Source organism: Lysobacter sp. F6437, from assembly GCF_052547215.1.
The window spans coordinates 161,875-182,790 of the sequence record NZ_JBQWRB010000004.1 but is presented as its reverse complement, the minus strand read 5'-3'; the positions used below and the strand labels follow the sequence as shown (position 1 = coordinate 182,790).

The following is a 20,916-nucleotide window of genomic DNA, read 5'->3' as shown; positions in this document are numbered from 1 at the left end:
GGTGCGGCAATCCCGGACTGGGGGACGTTTCTTGATCATCAACTACGGGGAAGATGCGTGTCCGCCAGACCTCGACGCGGACATCTGCATCATTGGCGCCGGGGTCGCGGGCCTGTCCGTCGCCCGTTCCTTCATCGGGACGACGGTGACCGTGTGCATCGTCGCGGGCGGCGGCATGGAGGCGGAGGAGAGGTACCAGGCGCTCTATGGAGGCTCGTCGATCGGCTGCCCGCCGTTCGACCCGGCCGCCTCGCGGATGCGCGCCTTCGGCGGCACCTGCAACCTCTGGGGCCGCGGTTGTATCCCGCTGGGGAATGCGCTGGATCAGCGCGACTGGATTCCCCACAGTGGCTGGCCGGTAACCTATGCCGAGCTCGAGCCCGACTATTGGAAGGCGCGGGCCTTCTGCGGACTCGAATCACACGACTTTGCCAAGGGGTCGTTCGTGACCCCGCCCGAGCTGGCCCCGCTGGACTTCGATGAAAGGAAGCTGGTCAACCGGATATTCGCGGCCAGCCCGGTCCACTTCGGCAGCGCCTACCGGTCCGAATTCGAGCAAGCGTCGAACGTCAAGGTACTGCTGCATGCCAACCTGACCGAACTGATGGCCACCCCCGGCGGGTCCGCCGTCGAGGAGGCGCGGATCGGGACGCTGGACGGGAAACGCGGTTGTGTCCGCGCGCGTCACTTCGTGCTGGCTGCAGGCGGCATCGAGAATGCGCGATTGCTGCTGTTGTCCGACTCGGTGGTCCCCCAGGGGCTCGGCAATGACCGCGACGTGGTCGGACGCTACTTCATGGACCACCCCAGCGGAAAGCTGGGCGCGATCGTCACCGACACGCCGGAAGCGCTCACGCGTCCATACGACCGCAACCTGGCGAAAAACCCGGTGCCCTCGCATCCGGAGATCTGCCTGTCGGAGGAGGCCCAGCAGGAACACCGGATCCTCAATGCACGCCTTCGTCCGTTCGCGGTGGAAGGCTCGGTACCGAAAGGCATACGGGCCCTGCGCGGGCTCAAGGCCGCCCGGCGCGCGAAATCACGGGACTGGGAACTGTCGCTGAAGGAGCAATTGTGCGTTCGCCACAACGGCGAGCCCCAGTACGTCCGGGAGGCCATCCCGCCCACCGAAAGCACCGCGAGGCTGGCGATGGACCTGGCGCTGGGTGTCGGCGACATCGCCAGGGCAGCGGGACGCAAGCTGGCCGGGAAACCCACGGTGAAGACCGACCGCGTCGACGTGGTCGGGTACTTCGAGCAGGCGCCCAACCCCGCGAGCCGCGTCACCCTGGGCAACGATACGGATGCGCTCGGGTTGCGCCGGGTCTGCGTGGACTGGCGCCTGGACGCGCTGGACATGCATACCTACCGGACCGCGGCCCGCCTGTTCGGCGACGAACTGGCGCGGGTCTGCAACGGCCGGTTCGAGCTGGAGCCCTGGTTGCGGGCCGATGACAACCCGGTCCCGCAGGTCTTCGGCACCTCGCACCACATGGGCACCACGCGGATGTCCGACGATCCTGCCAGTGGAGTGGTCGATCGCGACTGCAAGGTGCATGGCGTCGACAACCTGCACGTGGCCGGAAGCTCGGTGTTCCCGGCCGGCGGTTGGGCGTTCCCGACATTCACGATCGTGGCGCTGGGCCTGCGACTGGCCGGCCACCTGCGTGCGCGGCTGGAACAATCGCCGCTCGAGCTCGCCGAGGCGCCGGTGAGACAGGCGGTCGCGTAAGGCGACCGCTGGGAAGATCGAGTTCGCGAATCCGGACGGAACGGTCGACGGCTCATTCCGTTTCCGTCGCGGGCTCCCGGCTGGGAGTCGTCTGCGATGCATCCGACCCCTGCACCACATAACCCCGCCGCTCCAGTTTCGCCAGGTAGCCGTCCGCCGCCAGCACCTGGTCCATCGGCAGCAGCGCGAGCGTGACCGCATGCTCCGTCAGCGCCAGCTCCGCCGCCTCCAGCCACGCACGCTCGATCTGCATCGGCAGGTCGTCGTAACCGGGCCGGCGTCCGATGTCGCTCTGCAGCACCGACTCCAGACAGCTCCATTCCAGGCTGTAGTAAGGCAGGCGCCGAAAGGTTTCCAGGTCGCCGCTCGCCCAGGCATTGGCGCGCGCGGCCAGCGTGGCAACCCGTGTTCGAGGACCGCCACGGTGCGCTCCAGGCATGCGCTGTCGTCCAGCGACGCGCGGTTGAACTCCCTCAGCAACTCGCGCGGCGCATCGATGGTCGTCCTGACCTGGACCGGCGTCGGCTCCAGGCCGGCCCGCCCGGCCGCGGCGTTGATCACCGGAGCGACCACATTGCTGCCGAGGCCCAGCCGTTTCATGGCTTTGCGCTCCAGCTTCTCGGCGGCAAACATCGGCCGCCAGCGCTCGATTCCAAACTCCCAGCCGAGGTACTTGTCTTTTTGAACCTCCCAGCGCGCGTGCAGGGCGGGAGGCAACACGTCATCAAGCTCGGCGCCATCGGGGTTCCGGCGCGCGCGCAGCGCCGCGGGGAGCAGGCCCAGGCCCTTGAAGAACCCGACATCGAAGTGGACCGCCCACATCGGTGACTGCAGGATCCGGCCCGCCTGGGCGATGACCGCTTCGACCTCGAGCGATTGCCAGGTCATCGCGTCGGGCAATGGCGACACCACGCCCAGCACCCACATCTCGTGGTCGCCGCGCGACACTTTCCACATGCGCGGCCCCGGCTGCACGCCGGTCACCATCACGACATCGAGGTCGCGGATGGCATCGCGCTCCGTGCCGGCGGCGGCGTCCAATGGCATGGCCGGTGGCGATTGCAGGCCGGTCTCCGCCGCGGTGGAAACCAGCGGTGAGGAACCCGCCAGCGCAACAAGACCCATCAACAAGGCGGCTTGCATCGAATGAACTCCATGTCCGAATCGGGAAAGCGGGGACGCGTGGCTGCTGGCCGGCGATGGCGTCTCGTCCATGCGCGAGGTCCGACCGCGCTTCCCGGGTACAAGTTCCCCGCAACGACAAACGCCCGGCAGGGCCGGGCGTCGGACGATTTCGAGTTGGTCGACGGCCTCTACCGAATTACACCGTACGGGCCTTCAACTGCGTAGATTTACGCAGCGGGCGCCGCCCCCATACCGCCAAAAATACCGCCAAAGCTGCGCGACACCGGCGCCGGCTCGGATGAAGGATCAGAGACCAATCACGACCTCCGCTGGGGTGCCCGGCGCTGCCACGAGGATTGGCATTGGCAGCTTTGAGGGTGTGGATGGCATCGCCGCACCGCCGGACGGGACCAGTCTATCAAGTTCAGCTAAAAGTCCTCGATGCAAGCGCCCACTCCCCCCGTGTCCACGGCGTGCTTATGTCGCCGAGTACGGGGAGCGTGGTGCTTCCGCTTCGCTCCAGCACTTGTCATCGCCGCTTCGCGTCAATGACCTCTCTCATACACGCAGCCGGGGCGGAACCCTGAGCTGCCGCGTGGCGCGGCGGGGGTTGGGGCGCTAAACCCACTAATTCCTACCCGATTACATGTAGCCCGCTGCCCACGCCTCCCTCTCTAACCGACTGTTCGGATAGATGTTGTTACGCTCGACCGGTTTCTCAACGTGGTTTCTCTGCCCGCAGATGTACCGGCGACAGGAGCCAAGAGGCGGGCATCGATTTCTCACCGACACCTCGCTCGTCTGTCTCCCTACGGTTCGCGTCCTAAAAAGATAGACGCTCCCCCTCCGAAGGTTGCGAAGGTGGCGAGTCAATCTGTCCGCAACCTTCGCCATCTTCGGTATAGACATCGCCGCCTTCGGGCTTCGGCAACCGCCAGGTCCAGCCGCCGGCCATGCCGGACTTGACCGTCGCCACCCCCAGTTTGCGCTTGGCCCGGTTGATAGCGTCCTTGGAAAAGCCGGCGGTCGTCGCCTCGGTGAACACGTCTTTGGCCGCGCACGTACCTTTCGACAGGACATCTCGCAGGAAGCCTGCTGCCCCTTGTCCGTCGCCGTCATGGTGGGTTTCAGCCGCTGCAAGCAGTTCTGTAGCTGAGCCATCCAGTGCCTCTCCCCAGACCACGCAGGAGGCTTCAACGCCCTCGTGGCCGGGCAACTCCACCTGCTGCAGGTCGTAGGTGAAGCCGCCGTCGCTGGGGCCGTGGTTAGCCTTGGCGCGGGCGAGGAACTGGCGAGCCGGTTCATCTCCACGGGCCTCGGCACGCGCGGTGATCATCACCAGACGGGCCAAAGCCGCGAATGCGAGTGATCCGGTGAGGCGTTCGACCGGGTTGCGGCCGCTAGTGCCCTTGCTGAAGTGAGTAATGCCCAGCAGGGCGCAGCCGTGCTCCTGGGCCAGGTGGACCAGCGGCTGCAAGCTGCGACGCACCTCTGCGTTCTTGTGCGAGTCGCCGCCCACCGCCGACACGATGGGGTCGACAATCAGGAGGCGTACATCCGTCAAGTCCGCCAACGTGGCGCGGAGGGCATCCGTATCTGTTGCGGGGTCGAAGGGGCGCACGTTTTTGCCTTGGCGAACACTCTCGACAAAGTTCACCCGCCTCATGTCCGCGCCAGAAGCGCAGAGGCGCGGCACCAAGGTAGTCGGCAGATCGTCCTCACCCGACCAGATCACAACATCGCCGCCTGCTGCCTGAGAGCCATCAGGCCACTTGCCGCCGGCCGTGATCGTTGCGGCCAACGCTAGGGCGATGGTCGTCTTGCCTGTGCCCGGCTGGCCAGCCAGCATGTGCAAAGCACCGCGTTCGAGCCAGCCGGGCCAGAGCCATTGCACGGCCACTGGAGCAATGGCATCACCCCGGATGAGCACGGCACGCGGCAAATCGGAAGGCTTCTTCGAGTCAAGGGCTGCCGAGTTCATACCGGAACCCCGAGCAGGTCCAGAACTGCCGACTCAAACCCGCCACCACTCAAATGTTGATGAAAATCGATCCGGTCACCGAGCCCGCAACCAGCAAGACAGCACCAGACTTCTGTGCCTTCAACGAACTTAACGGCCAGCTCCTGCTGGTCATTGTGAAATGGGCACAGCCCGACCGCCCACCCGCGGGCATTGGGCCTGCGCATTCCCGAGACGTGACCCCGATAATAGGTTTCAGGCGTCGGCAGGCGCTCACACCAATCTGCCGGCGACCTCGGGTACTTGGCCAAAATGAGCGCATTGCGCTCTGCAAGCAGAGCCCTAAGCACCACCTGGAGGTCGCCATCAGTTGCGGAATCAGACAAGCAATCCTCCTCCGCCCGGCGTTGCTCCTCGACCGGGATCACTGGCCGGGCTCCTTGCTGTTCTCAATCTGGAACGCGATCTGGAGCAACTTCGACGCCGACCGCTCCAAGGCGGCCGCGACTGCCCGCAAGTCGTTTGGAGCCGGTCGCCTGCAACTCATGTCGCGAAGACACCAGGCGGCCGCCTCTGCCGTGCGTGACTGTTGGATCAAATCGATGGCGACGGCCTTCATGCCTTCGCCCCTTCATTGCAGATGAACACCGCCAAGTCGCCCCGGCGATAGCGGACCAAGCGGCGGCCAATTTTCAGGAACGGGGGGCCCTGACGCAGCGCGCGCCAGTTCCGAAGGGTAGTGGTGGCCACTGCCAGGATGGCAGCAGCTTCCTTCTCGTCGATCAAGTCACCCGGACTGAGCAAAATTTCCTTCGTCATCGTTGCTTCCTATTGCTAGGGTGGCCCTCCGGCAATCCGGAGGGCACTGCGGTAAGCAGCGATGTGGAAATTTACGCACAACGCGGAGGATGAGAACTCCCGCCGCTAGCGGGTAGCGCATTCCGCTAGCGGGACGTACACCTTGCTAGCAGCGCGTAGGTCAAACCCCGTTCAACCAGCCGCGCACGGTACGAAAAGCTTTATTCACCCTCTTAGCGATTTCTCCGGCGGCTTGGTCCTTGCTCGGCCAGCTGCCGTTGCGATACAGCTCGATTGCCTGCGCTTTCGCCTCGTGGTTCTTTGCATGACCAAGAATCGCTGCATCGCGCCTAATCGAACGCTGAGTTTCCGCGCTGAGTTCATCGCTATTGCCGGCACCGACGATCCCCATAACCAGCCCACCCGCCTTAGTTGCACTTATCAACCATTCAAGCGCCACGTCAGTCCGACCCTTGTTCAGAAAAAAGCGAGCTTGGTCGGCGGCGTTGATCGCGGTAGCCAGTGGCATCTGAATGGTGGAAGCGAGCGCCGGTGGCAGCATGGAAAACAATTTATTTGCTCGCGACTGCGCGTGCTGGAAGCCATCTTCGTCGAAGGTCAGCGAATCAATCTCTGCCAGCTCACTGTAGTACGCCACCCAAAACGGCGCAGTTAACAGATCGGTGTCGATGTCTAGATCAAGGTCAAGCCCGAAATTTTTCAGGCAATACTCCAAGTCTTCCTGCACTAGTGCGATCTTGTCTTCGATCCAAACGATATCCATAGATACTCTTTTCATTTCTTCCAAGGTGGCCAGCTCTCACTGGGCACTGGCCCTACGCTTCGGGCTGAAGCGATAACGCAGCGCTTGCCGGAGCCGTTTCCCGATCCAAATCGGGTGCCTCCACAACTCCATCCCTCCGCAGATAGATTCCTCTGTCGCGCGCCCCTTATTGTTGTGGTGGGGGGCACTAGTCTTGGATCGCCTTCAATAGGCAGTCCTTCGCATCCGAGTAGAACTGGATGTCGATCCGGGTTGCCATGTCGTCCGAGAGGTCGATGAGCTGCCGTCGGCATGACACCGGCATCAGCAACGCGCTGGCACCCTTTTCCACCCCAAGCTCTACCAGGTTCACAGGGTCATGTACCGGCTCGATCGAGCCACCCAGGTTCACCTCGCCTACCACGATCAGTCCCCCGCGGACACTGCGCTTGAGCAGCGCCGTGCACAGGGCGACCAGACAGGCCACGCCTAACTTGCCACCCGCCTTGGCTGCATCGAACGCCCGAAGCTGGGCGGTAAACTCGTGATGCCGCGGATCCTTGTCCCCAACTAGTTGCTGCGCTCGCGCATAGAGGTTCTGTTCGGCGTAGCCCATGCTTTCGCGAAAGGCCGGGGGCACGGGCTTGTTGAGGATCTTCACGCCCGATCCCGGGCCTTCGTTGACCTCGATGCGGAACAGTCCGGGGTGCTCATCGTCGGCGCCAGGGCTGAGCGTCCATACCTGCCCCGGCTCCAGGGGATCCTCACCAATGCCACCGGCACTTTGCAGTTCCGGCGTCGACACAAAGCGCTCCACGCCATCTTCACCCAGCACGTAGCTGAAGTGGGTATTGCGAAACTCCGCCGCGCCGATCCGCTTCTGCTGCTCCTTGACCCGTCGCCGCGCTTCGAGCGCGATCCGCACGGCCCACTCGATGTCCTCGTCCGGCAAGTCGACCGCCGCCGGATACAGCAATTTCAAGAGCCCGCTGACCGTCTTGTTGACAGCGGTAGTGTCACGCCCGGACAGAGCGCCTCCGTACTGCACGCGCCCTTGCAGCGATCCCATGCGGCTTTCACCGCGCAGCTGGCTCCAGCATTCAGACAGGAAATCACTTACCAGACCGAAGTGATCGGTTAACAGGTCCTTGTAGATCTTCGGCACGTCCCATCCGGGCAGGAAGGCGTGGATGCGGTCCATGTAGGCCGTGTCATCTCGCATCTCTGGTGGCATAGGCCCAAACAGGTGTCCAATGCGCTGCTGATGCTCCACGTCCACATCGAAGTTACCCACCAGCACGATGCTGCCATCCGCCCTGATGCTCTCCTTACCACGGCTGAACTCGCCAGACTCCATATAGCCTTTCATGATGTTCACGCCGTCCTTCTGGTCGAAGGAGATGCCGGATACCTCGTCGAAACACACCACGTCGTACTGGCACACCAAGCCACGCTGACCAGTGGAGTTGTTCACGAACATTTTGGCTACGGTGGCCTTGCCGCCCGAAATTAGGTGGGCATAGGGTGACACCTGTTGGAACAGGTGGCTCTTGCCCGTGCCCCTCGGCCCCAGTTCAACCAGGTTGTAGTTGCGTTCGACGAATGGAACCATTCGCAGTAGCAGCGCATCCTTCTGTCGCTCGGAGAGCCCTTCCGATTCCATGCCGATCGAGCGAAGCAGGAAGTCCTTCCACTGCGCCGTAGTGAACCCGACCCGAGCCTGGCCCAGCTTTTCCAACACGTCACGACTCGACAGCTGGATCTCCCGGATGGACTCGATGCCGAACGGACGCCCGTTCTTCTCCTGGGCAATGGCGGCGTCGTAGCCCAGGGAAATCTCGGCGTAGAAGCCACCAGTCAACATGCGCTCGTGCTGGCTCACTAGACCGGCATCGATGCGCACGTCTTTGAGCTGCAGGCTGGGCAGGCTCGCCAGATAGCTGTCGGTCTTGGTATCCAGTCGCGCAGTGATCAGGTCGATCAGCTTGATCTGACCCTGCTCCCGCGCCCGTGACTTGAACAGCTCCTGCTCGCCCGCCTTGACCGTACGGGACTGCAGCTGGCGCTGGACGATCTCCAGACCTTCCTCGATCTCTGCTGGATCCACACTGGCGCAGTAGCGACCTAACAGGAACTCCACCACGTAGGTAGGCACCGGGAACTGCCGACTGAAAGTCCTTACCAAGTCCTTGCGGACCAGGTAACCGTCCAGGGCGTCAACTGCCAGACGATCAATTTGATCGAGCTGCACGCTCATTCGTTCACTCCAATCGAAACTGCCCGCTGCGCGAGCAACGCACCATCCGCATCCAGGACAACCACAAAGGCGGCCTGTCCCTGCAGATCCTCGTCCTCAACGACCAACGAACAGGTGCCGTGTCCCGAGAACGCCTTGCTGGCAACCACGACGCTGCTGGTCGGGTCGCCCGCCCGCTGCCGCACGTCCGCTTGCAACCCGGCCACATGAGCTTCCAGGGATACCGAGACGCGCAGCCCTTTCCAGCCGATGTCACCCATCCGCACGGAACCCTTCGCTGACTCGACCCGGGAGGTCACTGTCAGCTGCAGCGTCAAGCATTCCTGCAGGCTCAAGCCGCCATGCGCGTATTCCTCACCCTTTTTGTAACAGGCGATGCCATCCGCCAAGGCAAAGGACTGCCCCGGATCCCAATACCAGGGATACAGACGCTCGTCAGAATGGGCGCCCTCCTTCAGCACAGCGCAGCGCCCCCACTTGGTGGTCGCAAGGGCCTTGGGCAACTCGATCTTGGGCAGCTCGCCCGGCAGCAGTAGCCAGCCATGGTCAGTCACCACTCTCACCTGCCCCCAGCCGGCGTCCAACAGAGCCGTGATGCGCGCAGAGATCTCAGCCAGTAATGACTGCACATGCAGCGCAAGCTTCCAGCCGCGCGCATGGCCCTCCTGGTCGATATCACCGAACTCGCACCAAGCCTGCCCTCCTGGCACTCCAACCGCATCCCCCGTCAGCACCTGCCAGCCTGAGTCCGTCAGCACTTTGCGAAGTTGCTGGGTGCTCAGACTGGATCCGGTTGCTGCGACGCCAGGCACAAAATCGTCCGAGTCCGGCTGGCCGATGAATTTGTCGGCCACAGGCGACACAGCGGCCTTGCCGGTCGCGGTCACGCTGGGCAGGCCGACCCACACCGGCTGCTCAACGACTTCATGCCTGGCATCGGCCAGCAAGCCTGCCAGTCGCCGCCCGAGATCGAATCGAAGCCCATCCACGAACAGCACACACTGGTTCTTCGCAACGTAAGCGGGTGGCCTGCCTTCGCGAACGCCGCCTGGAGACCGGGTCGCATGCGCCAGCGTTTGCAGCTGCCGCGCACCATCCTCTAACCAGGGCAGATAAACGCTCCTGATCGCAGCAGTGATCGCCGCATGGTCCTGCGGCAGGCCCGCATGCTCCAGTGCGCACAGCACTGCTTCGTCTGCCTGCCACCCTCCTGCGGAGTGCAGGGTCTGCATGTCTTCGATCGTTGCGGCGGCTGCGGATCGCGAGGTGGCGTCGGCCAGCTGCGCCAGCGATGCCATCGCCAGCGCCAGAGGCGCCTCGCCCATCGAAGCCCACACCAGGTCGCGCCGCGAACGATGGTCGCGCTCCAGCCGCAGCAACTGCTCTCGCGCCTCGTGCGGCGGCCGGGTGGCCAGCACATTGAGCGAGGCGCGCAAATCGTCTTCGCGCGCCTGATTCCATTGCGGCCACCCGCCCGCGACATCGGCATCGGTCAGCATGTCGAACAGCGGTGGGATGCAGCGACGGATCGACGCCGGAATGTTTGGATAGCGTGCGGGCGCCTCCACATAGCGCTGCCACACCACCGCCCACGGGCCAGACCGCATTGCCAGCTTTGCGGCTGCCGCCAGTTCCCCGTCCTGAACCTGGAACGCGAATTGCGCCTTGCATACGCGCGCGAACGCGGCCCAGGCATTTTCATCGCGGGCTGCACGGAACGCAGCCGGGGCATCCATCCACACCAGCAAGTCGCGAACTGGATCACCGCCGGTCAACAACGTGTTGAACCAGGCTCCATCCAGCCGCCGTGCCCGCAGTACATCAAGGGGCTGATCCATGACCTGCGACAGCGCAAGCAGCAATGCGTCCCGAGTTTCTCTGTCTTGACCGACATCCAATCCAAGCCCACCTTGCGCAGACTTGAGGAAGGCCACCGCGGTCCAGTCCTTCGCATTGGCCTGGGAGAAGATCTGGCCGCGATACTGCAACTCCGCCAAGGGGCGCAGCGACTCCGGGCAGCTTTCAATGGCGCGCAGGTCCTGACGCCCCACCTCGGGCAGGTAAAGGATGGGCGGATGTTGGCCATCCAGCTTGATCGAATTAATTTGGCCCGCCATGGCGCAGCGCAGCCAGATTGCCGGCCCGGCGCGATGGGCTTCGTCAATCGGCCCCAGCACCAGCAGTTCGGGTAGCTCGGCCTGCAGGGCGGCGATCACCGGTCCCCATTGACCATCCTTGTCCGGCCACAGGATACAGTGCGGTGCACACTCCGCGTCCCGATTGAAGCGGGCCGCACGGCGCAGAGCCTCAGCCAGGGCCTGCAGAGGGCTGGCAGGTTCGGGCATGGTCATGCATTCACCCCAAAATTCCTGCGCAGCCGGGCCAACAGTACCTCGGGCGTTTCGTCGATCTCCAGATCGCGCAGCAGGTCCATCGAAACGTCCAGCATCACCTCACCCGTAAACCGCTCGATATCGCCACGAATGCTTGGCGGCACGTCGATCCGTTCGTCTTCCGTCATAAGTTGCGAGAGCTGCAACACGTCGTTGCGGTGTTTGCGGATATGCCGACTGTCTACTGCATCAGCGTCAGCGGCCTTGCGGGCTACTAGGTCCAGCCACGCGCGCGCCTTCAGCGGAATCAGCGCCTGCTCGGTGACGATCCGCACACCGGCCAGTTGGTGGGTGTGCGCATGAAGGAAGCCGTAGTAGTCCTGGTCCAGCAGAATCGCCGACAGGCTCTCAACCTGCTGTTCGAAAGGCACCGGCGTCAGGTGGGCGCCCTGCGCCAGCGGCAGATGCCCGGGCTCACGGGCAAAGAACTCCAGCATGTAGGGGTACGCCGCATCGGTAGGCTTGGCGAAGCGATAGAAGTTGCGCCCGCCCTCACCATGCTGACGCACTTCATAGCCGCCGGCTTCGATGAAGTCCCACAGCTTTTGCCCAAACGCGGCGTCCAGTGCCTCCACGCACAGCACGATGTCCAGATCCTTGGTCGCCCGTGACGGCAGGGCAGCTTCCTCCAGCACCAGCTGGGCCGCCACGCCCCCGATGAGCGCATAGCGTGCCTCGTCACCGGCGAAGAACGCGGCAAACGTATCCAGTCCCTTCACCATGCGATCCGCTCCATCAAGTCCTGCAATGCCAGTTGCATGCGCTCATCCTTGCTGTCGTGCAGGCTCAGAAACAGCGACAGCGGATCAACCGTGCCCTGCGCGGCAGTCGCTTCCGGCGGGTATCGCCACAGCTCGACCACGCAGGTTCCTGCGTCCGGGGTTGGAATGTGCCTGGCATCCACCTGCTTGGGCCACTGACGGCTGGCGATGGCGTAGACAGGTTCGGCCGGATCGACCAGATCGGTCTGTACCGCCAGCGCGCTCTCGCCCGCTCGCGTAGTGAGCTCCAGCGGTAAATCCGCCTGTAGAACCCGTACCCGCTGTCGTACTGGTGTGCGCAGCAGGGGCTGCGAACGCTGCCAGATGGCAGCCGCAGGTTCGGCCAGTGCAAAGACCCGCGCCCGCCCCTGCGCCTCGCTCCGCACCAAGCCGCTGGCTTCCAGTGCCTTCACGGCTTGGCTGACGCTGGCCGCCGTGCAGCCCATTGCTTCGGCCGCCCCGGCAATGGTGACGGGTGGCAGCAGCCGATCCAACAGCAATGCGATTAACAGCTGTTGAGCCGCTGGTCCCAGGTTCTTCACCGGCTCCGGTAGCAGCCGGTGCGGACGCTGGAGAGTTTCGGCGCTGCCGATCGCCGGCCAGAACAGTTGCCGTCCGGGCACCACGAACGGCTGACCCAACTCCACTAGGCGTGTGCGCAGGTACGGAGGCAGGTGCTCGGCTACCAGGCAGACGCCGGTGGCGGGCGGGTCGATGCGCTCGGCCAGTTGATCCAGTTGCTTGCGCAAGGCCAGCGGTGGAGGTGCGTCAGTCTCGCGCAGGAACGCCACGAGCCACGTCTGCCCTGCCAGTCGGGCCAGACCCGGTTCATACCGTTGTTTCAGATAGCCGGGCAGCGCTCCAACCGGCTGGTCCAGCCACACCGGCACCTGGCCGGTGAGCTGCTGCACATACATCTGGAACTTGATGGTTAGGGGATTCATGCGCGGCAGCATAGCATCAAAACAATACTAAATAAATGATTTTTAGTGTTATTTTTTATAGCTTTGGCGAGCCGCCTGCTTCTCAGCTAGTCCCAGGTGGTGGTCATTGATGCGGTCGCCCTCCTTGCCGCCGTATTTCGGGCCGAGGCGGGACCAAGGGGCCGAGGGGACGTCGCTGCCGCGGTCCTTGTCCCACTTGATCTTGGGGCGTTCACGCAACACGCCGGCGCCCTTCTTGCCAACGTCGGGCACGGACAGGAAGGGGCGGATGTTCAGGCGTACGCCGTCATTGAGGTCGGGGTCCCAGCCGATGGGCTGCTGCTCCAGCGGCTTCCAGCGGACGAAGATGTCGTGGGGCTGCTCGCCCTTGAGGATCAGCTCCAGCTTCTGCTTCAACGCCTGGGCGGCGTCGAGTTTTTCCTGCGCGCCTTCTACGCCAGCTGCGGCGTCCTGGGCCTGGCGGCTGATCCAGTTGCCCAGGTAGGTGTAGATCAGGGCTTCGAGGGTCTTGGTGTCCAGCCGGTGGTAGTTGACCAGCGCGGCGAAGCCGTCGCGCAGGCCGTCCCAGACGTGCCAGATGAAGGGGCGCTGCTGGAACAGTTCGCAGTGCTGGGCGAAGAACTTGTCGCGCAACCAATGTTCCAGCGGCTTGCCGGCATAGCCGGCGCTGGCCAGCAGTTGCGTCATCACCCCGTTGTTCCAGCTCTCGCCATAGGCGGCGGCCAGCAGGTTCAGCAGGCGATCGGTGGCGGCTTTTTCGCCGCCCACGGGCGGAATGCACACGATACCGTCCTTGTCGGCATGCAGCAGCAGCGCCTGGCTTTGCTCCACCAGTACGCGCGCCTCGTCGGCCAGTTCCATGTCGGGGTCGATTTCGGCCGGCCAGCGGTAGCCAAGCAGCCGAGCGACTGCAACTTGAAGGGCATCTACAGAGGCTTTCGGATGGCCATGGAAGAGCCATTCGGTGGACTCATCAGAGTAAGGCTTTGGCAGACCAGCAGGGAAATCACAAGCAGCAATTGACCTCCAGTGGTTAGGATCGAAAGGCACCTTGATAAGCGTTGCATTCGTAACCTTTACCGATTGATCAAGCCGCCTTACCTCCTTATGGAATTCCAGTGACGAACAGAAAGCCCAAAGCGCAGGAAGATCCGCTTCCTCGAGGGGCCATAAAACCGCGCAGTTGTTATCGAAGAAAGTACCTTCGTACGAAGTTACAGGGAGCTTTCGCATTAAGCTCACGGTGACCCCCTTCTTACCCCAGGCGTCGCCACCTTGCAGGCTGGCGACGCCTTCTCTGGCGAGCTCACGCAGCGCGCCTTCTCCACGCTCCCACAAGATAATATTGCTCTTGCCGGCGAAAGCCTCAGTATTTTTAACCGTACTCTGATGAAAGCGCCAATCTCCATTGGCGAAATTTGCAACCTCCCAAAAACGCTTAATTAGCCGCTCGCCATCGCCAGTCCGCAGGCCGTACCGAGAGTCGGCATACCGCCGTAGTTGATCAAGACAAGAAACATCACCGAGAACGATGCGAGCATCTGGATTTTTAAGTTGCCCTAATTGATCCAGCAATAGCAGAGGCTCATTTCGCAGGCCAGCCGCCTTATCCGCAGAAGTCTTCGTGATGCTCAGGTCGATCGTTGGAATCAGCGTACCGGAAACAGGCTTGCCAGATGAAACCGTAAATAAGATGACGAATGCGCCCGCTGCTTGAGAGCTATCGAAGGCACCCTCGTTCAACCAACCCAGAAGTTGCCATGACGCTTCACGAAGCAAAGTTTCTCGTTGCTTCTGATACCTGCTCAAGAAAAGCCAGTTCTGCGGCATCACCACCTGTGTGGTGCCGCGCCCACCACCGACACTCAGCTCTAGGCAACGCTCAAGAAATACGTTTGCTAAATCGTGCTTTGCCCTGTCGTAGTGCCTTTCACTAAAATTTCGGAGCTCGTCACTCTGATTTGCTCGCGAGAGATAAGGGACATTAGTAATGACTAAGTGGTATCGCGCTTCCAGCAACCGCGCCGCCTCCAGCAGGCCCAATGCGCTGAGCGCGGATTCGCGCTGCGTTTCATCATCCTGTCCACTGTTTTTGCCGCCCAACGCCGCATGCAGCAGCGTTTCCAGCTGCGCATAGTCGGCGCTGTACAGGTCACCTTTTTCCCGGCTGGGCGAAAGCAAACTCCCCAGCAGCGGCGCCTGCGCAAACTGCTGATGCAGCCGTGCGAGACCTTCGCGCAGTTTCTGGGCGTCCTGCACATACTCAGGCACCAGTGCCTGCCAGTCCTCCACCTTCGCGGCCACCTTCAGGCCACAGCAGGCGATGCGCGGGCTGGGAATGGGCCGCACACCCAGCGACTGGCCGCGCTCGTCCGGATAGCGCCAGGCTTCCAGCGCCAGCGCGAATACCGCGATTTCCACGCAGCGTGCATCCAGCTCCAGGCCGTGCAGGTTATCGGCTAGCACGCGGTCTACCGCGTCGCGCGCGCTCAAACCCTCTGCGGCCATGCGCATCGGCACCAGCATCAGGAAGGCGGCCACCAGGAAGTGGCCTGAGCCGCAGCAGGGATCCAGCAGCCTGAAGTCGACCAGCGAATCCGGCCAGCCCTCGAATTTGCCTGCTGCAGGCGTGGCGTCTTCCAGCGTACGCAGATACTCCAGGCTTACCGGGCACGGCGTGTCCAGATGGCGCGTGTTCCACCACGCACCCAGAGAGTTGTGCAGCAGGAAGGCCACCATGTACGGCTCGGTGAACAGCTGCGTGACCGCAGGCAGCTGGTCGGCGCCGATCTTCACCTCGGACTTGTTGATCGCATCCTTGTTGTCGGCCTGCCAGAACTGGTAGACCCAGCCCAGGCTGTCGGAGGCGGTGAAGACATCCCACGGCAACTGCGCCAGCAGGTGTTCCAACGGAATCTGGACGTCCGCCGGCAGGACCAACTCGAACACCGGCGAGCCAGACTTGAAGATCTGCGGCAGCATGCGCTCGGCAAGCCGCCCGGCCAGCTCCCAGCCGTTGCGCGCGCCTTCGCCGGGCGCCAGTTCCTCGCATTCTTCGAGGGTGACGGCCACGCCATCGAACATCAGCAGTCCGTTTTCGGCCAGGAAGCGCGCAAACAGCATGCGGTGCCAGTGCTGGTAGGCAACTTCCTGCACAAGGTGCGCGAGGGTCTGCACCTTGCCTCCGTTGAGCTGGTCGCCCAGTTGGCGGCCATGCGCGCGCAGACGTCGGCGCAGGGCGCGCTGCGGCTCTTGCAGATGCGCGGGCGGATTGGCCTCGCCCACGCCCAGTTCGCCCAGGACGGCGCGGGCACCGTCTTCAGCCAGGCGTCGTGCCTGTTTGACGGTGGATTCCAGACGATTGCGCAGGCTGCGTTCCAACGGTTTCATGTCGCAATCTTCCTATCGCGGCCGCACGGGGCCGTTGGCCAGCTTGGCCTTCAGTGCTTCGGCAGCTTCCGCAGCCCAGGCGTCCACCTCGGCGGCGTTCTGCAGGGTGCGCTGTGGCAGCGGGACGAACTGTATCTTCGGCTCGCACAGCCGCGCGGCTTCCTCCGCCACCTGGGCAAAGCGCCCGGGCAAGGCGGCAATGCGGTCGGCCAGGCCCGCCAACGGATGCGCCTGCAAGGTGGCCAGCACGTCCTTCGTGGTCTGTACGTTGATGGCCGGGGTATCGGCCAAGGTCAGCTTTTGTGCGGCCAGCAGGTCGTGGCGCTGTTCCTGCTCCAACTTGGCCCAGTTGGGGTCGGCGGCCAGCAGGGTCATGCCCGCCTTGTGCCGTTCGGCATAGGCTGCCGCGCGTTGGTTGAGCTGCTCGCGCAAGGCTTGGGTCAGTTCGGTGCCGAGGCCGGGCACCGGGTCCGGGTCGGCCAGCAACTGCCGGCTGGCCTCGATGCCCGTGACCTGAGCGCGGACGGCCTCGGTGCCGTCCAGCGGCTCGGCGTGAGTCGCCAGCTCTTTCAGGCTGAGCCAGGGTACCCAGCGCGATTCGATACGGGCGGATTGATCCTTCCATTGCTCGATCAAAGCCGCCAGCGTGTCGCGCTGGTGATGCAGCGCTTGCAGTTGTTCGTTGCCGACGCTGCGGCGTAGGTCGTCGATCACGCCCACATCGGGCGATGCCGGCTTGGGCGCTTCGCCGCCGACCCGTTCGGACAGGACGCGCAGCTTTTCGAGAAACGCTGGCACCGAAGCAAGTTCTTCGTTGGGCTTGACGTTCACATCAAGTAACTGCAACAGCTTGCGGATCTGGATGCGCTGCGCAGCGGTAATGGTGGTGGCTTCCACCCGGAAGTGGGTCTTGCCGATGGCCTTGCGTTCCAGCGCCTTGAACTCGACCGGCTGACCACGGTCATCCTGGGCACGTAGCGCACCGGCCACGAGCAATGCGAACAGCGCGCCATCCACGGCGTCACCGGACCAGCCATAGGGCGCGCCTTCAAAACGCGCGCGCACGTCCGCGCCGGTCTTGCCGCCGGCGATGAAGCCCAACACGGCCTTGCAGACGGGGTTCTTGTCGGCCTCACCGTCGTCGCCGACAGCCTTGAGCGCATCGGGCGCGCCTTGGCGAGCGCGGTCGAAGACCTTGCTCCAGGCGGCATTATCGGCCATGCCGAATTGCGGATACAGGCGCAGCAGAGCGTTGTCAGCGGCTTCACGCAGCATGGCCTGGAGATCGCTGCCCACGATTTCGCTGCCGCCGCCCTGGTACACCCGCGCATCATTGAAGCAGTCGCGCAGGATCGCATAGATGCGGTTCTCGGCATTGCGCAGCGTGGTCTGCATGGCCTCGAAGGCTTCGCGCGTGTCGGCGGCGGCGCTCGCGCCCGGCGTGCCGCGCTCATCGATGGTGTTGCGGGCAGCCTTGTACTCCATCAGCTGATTGCGCAGGTCGTCGCCATGGCGCTTGGGCAGGAACAGAAACACGGTGGGTGACGCGCTGCCGGCCTGCCGCGCTTCGACCTTGACCGTATTTTCGTCGGCGCTCCAACCATCGCGCACCCAGACGTAGATGCGCTGCTCAGCGTCCTTGGGCAGTTCGGCCTCAAATAGCGGGCTGACCTCGCGCGACACCTTGGCAGTGCCCTGAGTCAGCGACAGGCGGCCGACCGTTTCACCGAACATCTTGCGGATGCGGGTATCGCGCTCGTGCTCCAAGGTGTGCGCCTGGCTGGCGAGGTTGGCGCGCTGGTTCATGAAGCTGTCGTTCCAGGCGGCGCTCTCCTCGGTCTGGATGCGGTATTCGGCATCGACCTTGATCAGCAGCTCGCATGCATCGAGCACCGCCGGCAGGCGGCTGCGCAGGGTGCTGGATCCAGCGGGAAGGTCCACCACCAGCAGGTCGGCTAGCGTGTCAACGGTGGCGCGTATTCCGAGTTCGGTATTGGCTGCGGCCACCTTGTTAATCAGGAACACCAGGGCGCAGGCACGAGCCATCAGCTGCTGGTCTTCGCTGCCGCGCATCCAGGCGCTGGTCTTCTCATAGACCTTGCGCGGCAGCTGACGCATCTGCAGCAAGTTCTCGGCACTGTCGAAAAACACGAAGTCGGCGGGCACCACCGAACCCAAGGGCTCGTCCAGGTTGGTCTGGATGACCTTGTGCACCACTGACAGCTGATTGCGCAGCTGCGCGGCCGTGCCGGTCTGGTCGAGCACCTTGAGCGCGGCCTCCCAGAAGCGGCGGCGCACGGGCAGCAGCGGATAGTCCTGAGGGAAAACCATCTGGTCTTCCGGGCGGTGTGCGATCGTGGTGCCTTGCAGGTGGCGCGAGATCTCGCCCAGGTTGCGGCCCATCGTGTCGGCAATCGGCGGGATGGCCTCCGGCTTCTTGGCCAGGATGACCTTGCGGATCACCGCTTCCACATCGGCATCGGACAGCTCGACGCGAACGGTGAAGCGGCCCTGCAGACGCGCTAGGTTGGCGGTGCCGGTCACGGCCGTCTGGCCGGTGCCAACGAACAGCAGCTTACCGCCGATGTTCTTGCTGCAGGCTTCGACGGTTTCCTGCACGTCCATCGAGCGCTGGGTGTCGCCACCGATGTACTGCTGGACCTCGTCCAGCACGACCAGCGTCAACGGGAACTTACCGTCCCGCGTCAACGCCTGGCGGATGGCCTTGATCATGTCGTCACTGGACACGTCGTTGACCGCCGGGAACATCTGCGTGAGCGTTTCGACACAAGCATTGCGGGAGGCAAAGCGGTCGGGCCAGACCTTGATCAGCGCATCGGCAATGCCATCGGCGACGTAGAAGTTGTCCAACTCCTCCTGCCAGTCGAAACCGGCCGCTTCGGCCGCATCGCGCACTTCCTGCAGCCGCCCTTCCTTCATCAACCACATGACGAAGCGGGCGACCGGATAGCTCTCCGGAAGGCCGACCGACTTGAAAATGATCCGCAGCAGCGCCAGGCGCACACTGCCGGTGGCGCCTGCACCGAGAGTGCCCGAGGCCGCATGCAGGCCGCCATGGCGCCTGCCCTGCACACTCAGCTCCTTGAGGTGGTCAGCCACCGACGCGGGCAGATCGGCAATCCCGCGCGGCGTGGCACCGTCGGGGAACGGGGCGTCCTGCCACAGGGCTCGCATCATCTTGACCAAGTGGGACTTGCCCGAGCCGAAAAACCCGCTGATCCACACGCCGGGCTGCTGCGGCTGGTCGATGTTGCGCAGGAACGTGTCCAGGATATGGGCCAGCCCCTTCTCGTATTGACCGTCGCAGACGAAGGTCTCCAACTCATAGCGAAGAACAGCCAGCGCTTCCGCCGAGGCGTCATCGTTGACGCTGGCCACGCCCTGGTTGACAAGCTTCCGCTCGGCCGGGTCTTTGAGATAGATGTCGCGATTGAGCATGACTTCCCCTGAGTAATGCGAAGCAGATCAGGATTGATCCGCCGTGATGGATACGGCGAGATAGTTCCAGCCGTCGTACCCATCCAGCAGGCGATAGTTGTTGTTCTCAAAGCTGCCCGGGAAGAACACTAGCAGGCGGCCACGGATATGCGGCGCAAAGGCATCGACCACGTCCTTGACCTTGCACAGGCCAAATACCGATCCCACGCCACTCACTGCCACCATGCTGTTGTCGTCAGCGCCGGTTTCGGCAATGAACGCAGTGAACCGCTGAACGAGGAAGTCCAGATATTTGGGCAGCAGGGTGCCCAGCAGCTCGGGCTTTTCGAAGTACTTGGGCGCATAGCGCTGCGAGCCCAGCCATTGAGCGAAGGTGTCAGTCAAGTCGAACTGCTGCCAGGTATGCCCTGCGGCGCGGGTGGCCAGCTCGAACTCCTCGACCCTCGCCCTCAGCGAACGTTCCTCGGCGGGGTCGTACACGCAGAAGACGACGCGCTGCGCAGCAGCCACATCGTCCCGCCATGGCGTGCGGATAAAGCGCTCCCAGGATTGCAGCAGGCGCTTAAGCTTGCTCACGGATCACAACCTCCTCCTCGGCCCGGATCAGGCGGGGGAAGTCGGCTTCCATCACGTCTGCGACCCGCTTGAACTCGATCCACCCCTTGCGCGCCGCTTGCTGGGCCAGATCGACGCACACAGCCACGGGTGCATCCTGGGCCTTCATGAAGCGGGTGTGGAACAGCTCGGGGCCCCTAGCTCCGGAGGCATACCCCAGAAGCAGAGCGTACGCCACCGAACCGGCAGTCGGCCGGGCTTGCTCACGCTGCTTCCGCACTCGGCCAGAGAGGTGGCCGGCCTGAGTCAAGGTGGAATTGATGTTCTGGGCGACAGATTTCAGGGTCGCAGGACTGAAGCGATCCGGGAACTTGGCGGTCATCAAGTTCTCGACGGATTCACGGGACACGGTCGCTCCCACAGGGACAGCCCAGACATGCGGAGTGATCGAGGATAGCAACCCGTCACGGGCCAGGGCTGCACTCAGGGCGATGAGGGGGCGACCTTCGACATCCCGACTCCAAAACCAGCGCATGCTACGGAAGACTAGGAGGTCTCGGGACATTCCGTATAGGCCAACCAGGTGCCCCCAGGTGAGCACCCGAGTATTAATTGAGCGCTTGGCAAGACAGTTCAGATTCACCACTGCCTGACGATAGTCCGCTTGAGCTGCCCCCTCGGGGCAGGCATCGAGCAGGAGGCCAAGCTCGGCAAGCATCATGGTACGGGATGCGTGAGCGCCTCCTGCGTTGGTCTTGAATCCCAAGTCTGGGAGGAGC

At 63.4% G+C, this 20,916-nt stretch carries 16 protein-coding genes; 1 reads left to right on the top strand and 15 read right to left on the bottom strand.

Going from position 1 to position 20,916, the window contains the following annotated elements; all coding sequences use genetic code 11:
- Positions 1-31 precede the first annotated feature (31 nt).
- On the top strand, positions 32-1,732 hold the full coding sequence (locus tag ACT9F5_RS12605; protein ID WP_445120304.1) for a GMC oxidoreductase: 1,701 nt from the start codon (positions 32-34) through the stop codon (positions 1,730-1,732).
- 52 nt (positions 1,733-1,784) lie between these two features.
- Here ACT9F5_RS12605 and ACT9F5_RS12600 read toward each other — a convergent pair whose 3' ends face one another.
- From ACT9F5_RS12600 to ACT9F5_RS12530, 15 genes are all read right to left on the bottom strand, one after another.
- Positions 1,785-1,985 carry a hypothetical protein gene (locus ACT9F5_RS12600; protein WP_445120303.1) on the bottom strand — a complete coding sequence of 67 codons (201 nt, stop codon included), beginning with the start codon at positions 1,983-1,985 and terminating at the stop codon, positions 1,785-1,787.
- A complete protein-coding gene (locus ACT9F5_RS12595; RefSeq protein ID WP_445120302.1) occupies positions 1,940-2,875 on the bottom strand; it encodes a TraB/GumN family protein in 936 nt (311 codons plus the stop codon). The genes ACT9F5_RS12600 and ACT9F5_RS12595 overlap by 46 nt, the downstream gene beginning before the upstream one ends.
- 805 nt (positions 2,876-3,680) lie before the next feature.
- Positions 3,681-4,838: an AAA family ATPase gene (locus ACT9F5_RS12590; RefSeq protein WP_445120301.1), complete on the bottom strand. Its 1,158-nt coding sequence runs from the start codon at positions 4,836-4,838 to the stop codon at positions 3,681-3,683.
- A complete protein-coding gene (locus ACT9F5_RS12585) occupies positions 4,835-5,245 on the bottom strand; it encodes a hypothetical protein (protein ID WP_445120300.1) in 411 nt (136 codons plus the stop codon). Before ACT9F5_RS12585 ends, ACT9F5_RS12590 begins: the two co-directional genes overlap by 4 nt.
- Positions 5,242-5,436, bottom strand: coding sequence for a hypothetical protein (locus ACT9F5_RS12580; RefSeq protein ID WP_445120299.1), 195 nt, complete (start codon positions 5,434-5,436; stop codon positions 5,242-5,244). Before ACT9F5_RS12580 ends, ACT9F5_RS12585 begins: the two co-directional genes overlap by 4 nt.
- The gene (locus ACT9F5_RS12575; RefSeq protein WP_445120298.1) at positions 5,433-5,636 is read right to left on the bottom strand and encodes a helix-turn-helix domain-containing protein; all 204 of its coding nucleotides are present in this window, start codon (positions 5,634-5,636) and stop codon (positions 5,433-5,435) included. Before ACT9F5_RS12575 ends, ACT9F5_RS12580 begins: the two co-directional genes overlap by 4 nt.
- A 160-nt stretch (positions 5,637-5,796) precedes the next feature.
- On the bottom strand, positions 5,797-6,399 hold the full coding sequence (locus tag ACT9F5_RS12570) for a hypothetical protein (RefSeq protein ID WP_445120297.1): 603 nt from the start codon (positions 6,397-6,399) through the stop codon (positions 5,797-5,799).
- 187 nt (positions 6,400-6,586) lie between these two features.
- Positions 6,587-8,635 (bottom strand): BREX system Lon protease-like protein BrxL, encoded by a 2,049-nt coding sequence (brxL, locus tag ACT9F5_RS12565; RefSeq protein ID WP_445120296.1) that lies wholly within the window; start codon positions 8,633-8,635, stop codon positions 6,587-6,589.
- The gene (gene pglZ / locus ACT9F5_RS12560) at positions 8,632-10,986 is read right to left on the bottom strand and encodes a BREX-1 system phosphatase PglZ type B (RefSeq protein WP_445120295.1); all 2,355 of its coding nucleotides are present in this window, start codon (positions 10,984-10,986) and stop codon (positions 8,632-8,634) included. Before pglZ ends, brxL begins: the two co-directional genes overlap by 4 nt.
- Positions 10,983-11,750, bottom strand: a complete 768-nt coding sequence (locus ACT9F5_RS12555) for a hypothetical protein (RefSeq protein WP_445120294.1) — start codon at positions 11,748-11,750, stop codon at positions 10,983-10,985. The genes pglZ and ACT9F5_RS12555 overlap by 4 nt, the downstream gene beginning before the upstream one ends.
- Positions 11,744-12,733, bottom strand: a complete 990-nt coding sequence (locus ACT9F5_RS12550; RefSeq protein ID WP_445120293.1) for a MarR family transcriptional regulator — start codon at positions 12,731-12,733, stop codon at positions 11,744-11,746. Before ACT9F5_RS12550 ends, ACT9F5_RS12555 begins: the two co-directional genes overlap by 7 nt.
- Positions 12,734-12,781: 48 nt before the next feature.
- Positions 12,782-16,123, bottom strand: coding sequence for an Eco57I restriction-modification methylase domain-containing protein (locus ACT9F5_RS12545; RefSeq protein ID WP_445120292.1), 3,342 nt, complete (start codon positions 16,121-16,123; stop codon positions 12,782-12,784).
- 12 nt (positions 16,124-16,135) lie between these two features.
- Positions 16,136-19,582 carry a BREX system P-loop protein BrxC gene (brxC, locus tag ACT9F5_RS12540; RefSeq protein WP_445120291.1) on the bottom strand — a complete coding sequence of 1,149 codons (3,447 nt, stop codon included), beginning with the start codon at positions 19,580-19,582 and terminating at the stop codon, positions 16,136-16,138.
- Between the two features lie 27 nt (positions 19,583-19,609).
- The gene (locus ACT9F5_RS12535) at positions 19,610-20,158 is read right to left on the bottom strand and encodes a BREX protein BrxB domain-containing protein (RefSeq protein ID WP_445120290.1); all 549 of its coding nucleotides are present in this window, start codon (positions 20,156-20,158) and stop codon (positions 19,610-19,612) included.
- Positions 20,145-20,519 (bottom strand): hypothetical protein, encoded by a 375-nt coding sequence (locus tag ACT9F5_RS12530; protein WP_445120289.1) that lies wholly within the window; start codon positions 20,517-20,519, stop codon positions 20,145-20,147. The genes ACT9F5_RS12535 and ACT9F5_RS12530 overlap by 14 nt, the downstream gene beginning before the upstream one ends.
- Between the last annotated feature and the right edge of the window lie 397 nt (positions 20,520-20,916).

What these genes read in the sequence shown, in the direction of transcription:
- pglZ (WP_445120295.1), bottom strand. Translation starts at nt 10,986, where the DNA reads ATGACCATGCCCGAACCTGCCAGCCCTCTGCAGGCCCTGGCTGAGGCT.
- ACT9F5_RS12590 (WP_445120301.1), bottom strand. Translation starts at nt 4,838, where the DNA reads ATGAACTCGGCAGCCCTTGACTCGAAGAAGCCTTCCGATTTGCCGCGT.
- ACT9F5_RS12580 (WP_445120299.1), bottom strand. Translation starts at nt 5,436, where the DNA reads ATGAAGGCCGTCGCCATCGATTTGATCCAACAGTCACGCACGGCAGAG.
- ACT9F5_RS12600 (WP_445120303.1), bottom strand. Translation starts at nt 1,985, where the DNA reads ATGCAGATCGAGCGTGCGTGGCTGGAGGCGGCGGAGCTGGCGCTGACG.
- brxL (WP_445120296.1), bottom strand. Translation starts at nt 8,635, where the DNA reads ATGAGCGTGCAGCTCGATCAAATTGATCGTCTGGCAGTTGACGCCCTG.
- ACT9F5_RS12555 (WP_445120294.1), bottom strand. Translation starts at nt 11,750, where the DNA reads ATGGTGAAGGGACTGGATACGTTTGCCGCGTTCTTCGCCGGTGACGAG.
- ACT9F5_RS12545 (WP_445120292.1), bottom strand. Translation starts at nt 16,123, where the DNA reads ATGAAACCGTTGGAACGCAGCCTGCGCAATCGTCTGGAATCCACCGTC.
- ACT9F5_RS12550 (WP_445120293.1), bottom strand. Translation starts at nt 12,733, where the DNA reads ATGAATCCCCTAACCATCAAGTTCCAGATGTATGTGCAGCAGCTCACC.
- brxC (WP_445120291.1), bottom strand. Translation starts at nt 19,582, where the DNA reads ATGCTCAATCGCGACATCTATCTCAAAGACCCGGCCGAGCGGAAGCTT.
- ACT9F5_RS12575 (WP_445120298.1), bottom strand. Translation starts at nt 5,636, where the DNA reads ATGACGAAGGAAATTTTGCTCAGTCCGGGTGACTTGATCGACGAGAAG.
- ACT9F5_RS12530 (WP_445120289.1), bottom strand. Translation starts at nt 20,519, where the DNA reads ATGACCGCCAAGTTCCCGGATCGCTTCAGTCCTGCGACCCTGAAATCT.
- ACT9F5_RS12595 (WP_445120302.1), bottom strand. Translation starts at nt 2,875, where the DNA reads ATGCAAGCCGCCTTGTTGATGGGTCTTGTTGCGCTGGCGGGTTCCTCA.
- ACT9F5_RS12570 (WP_445120297.1), bottom strand. Translation starts at nt 6,399, where the DNA reads ATGGATATCGTTTGGATCGAAGACAAGATCGCACTAGTGCAGGAAGAC.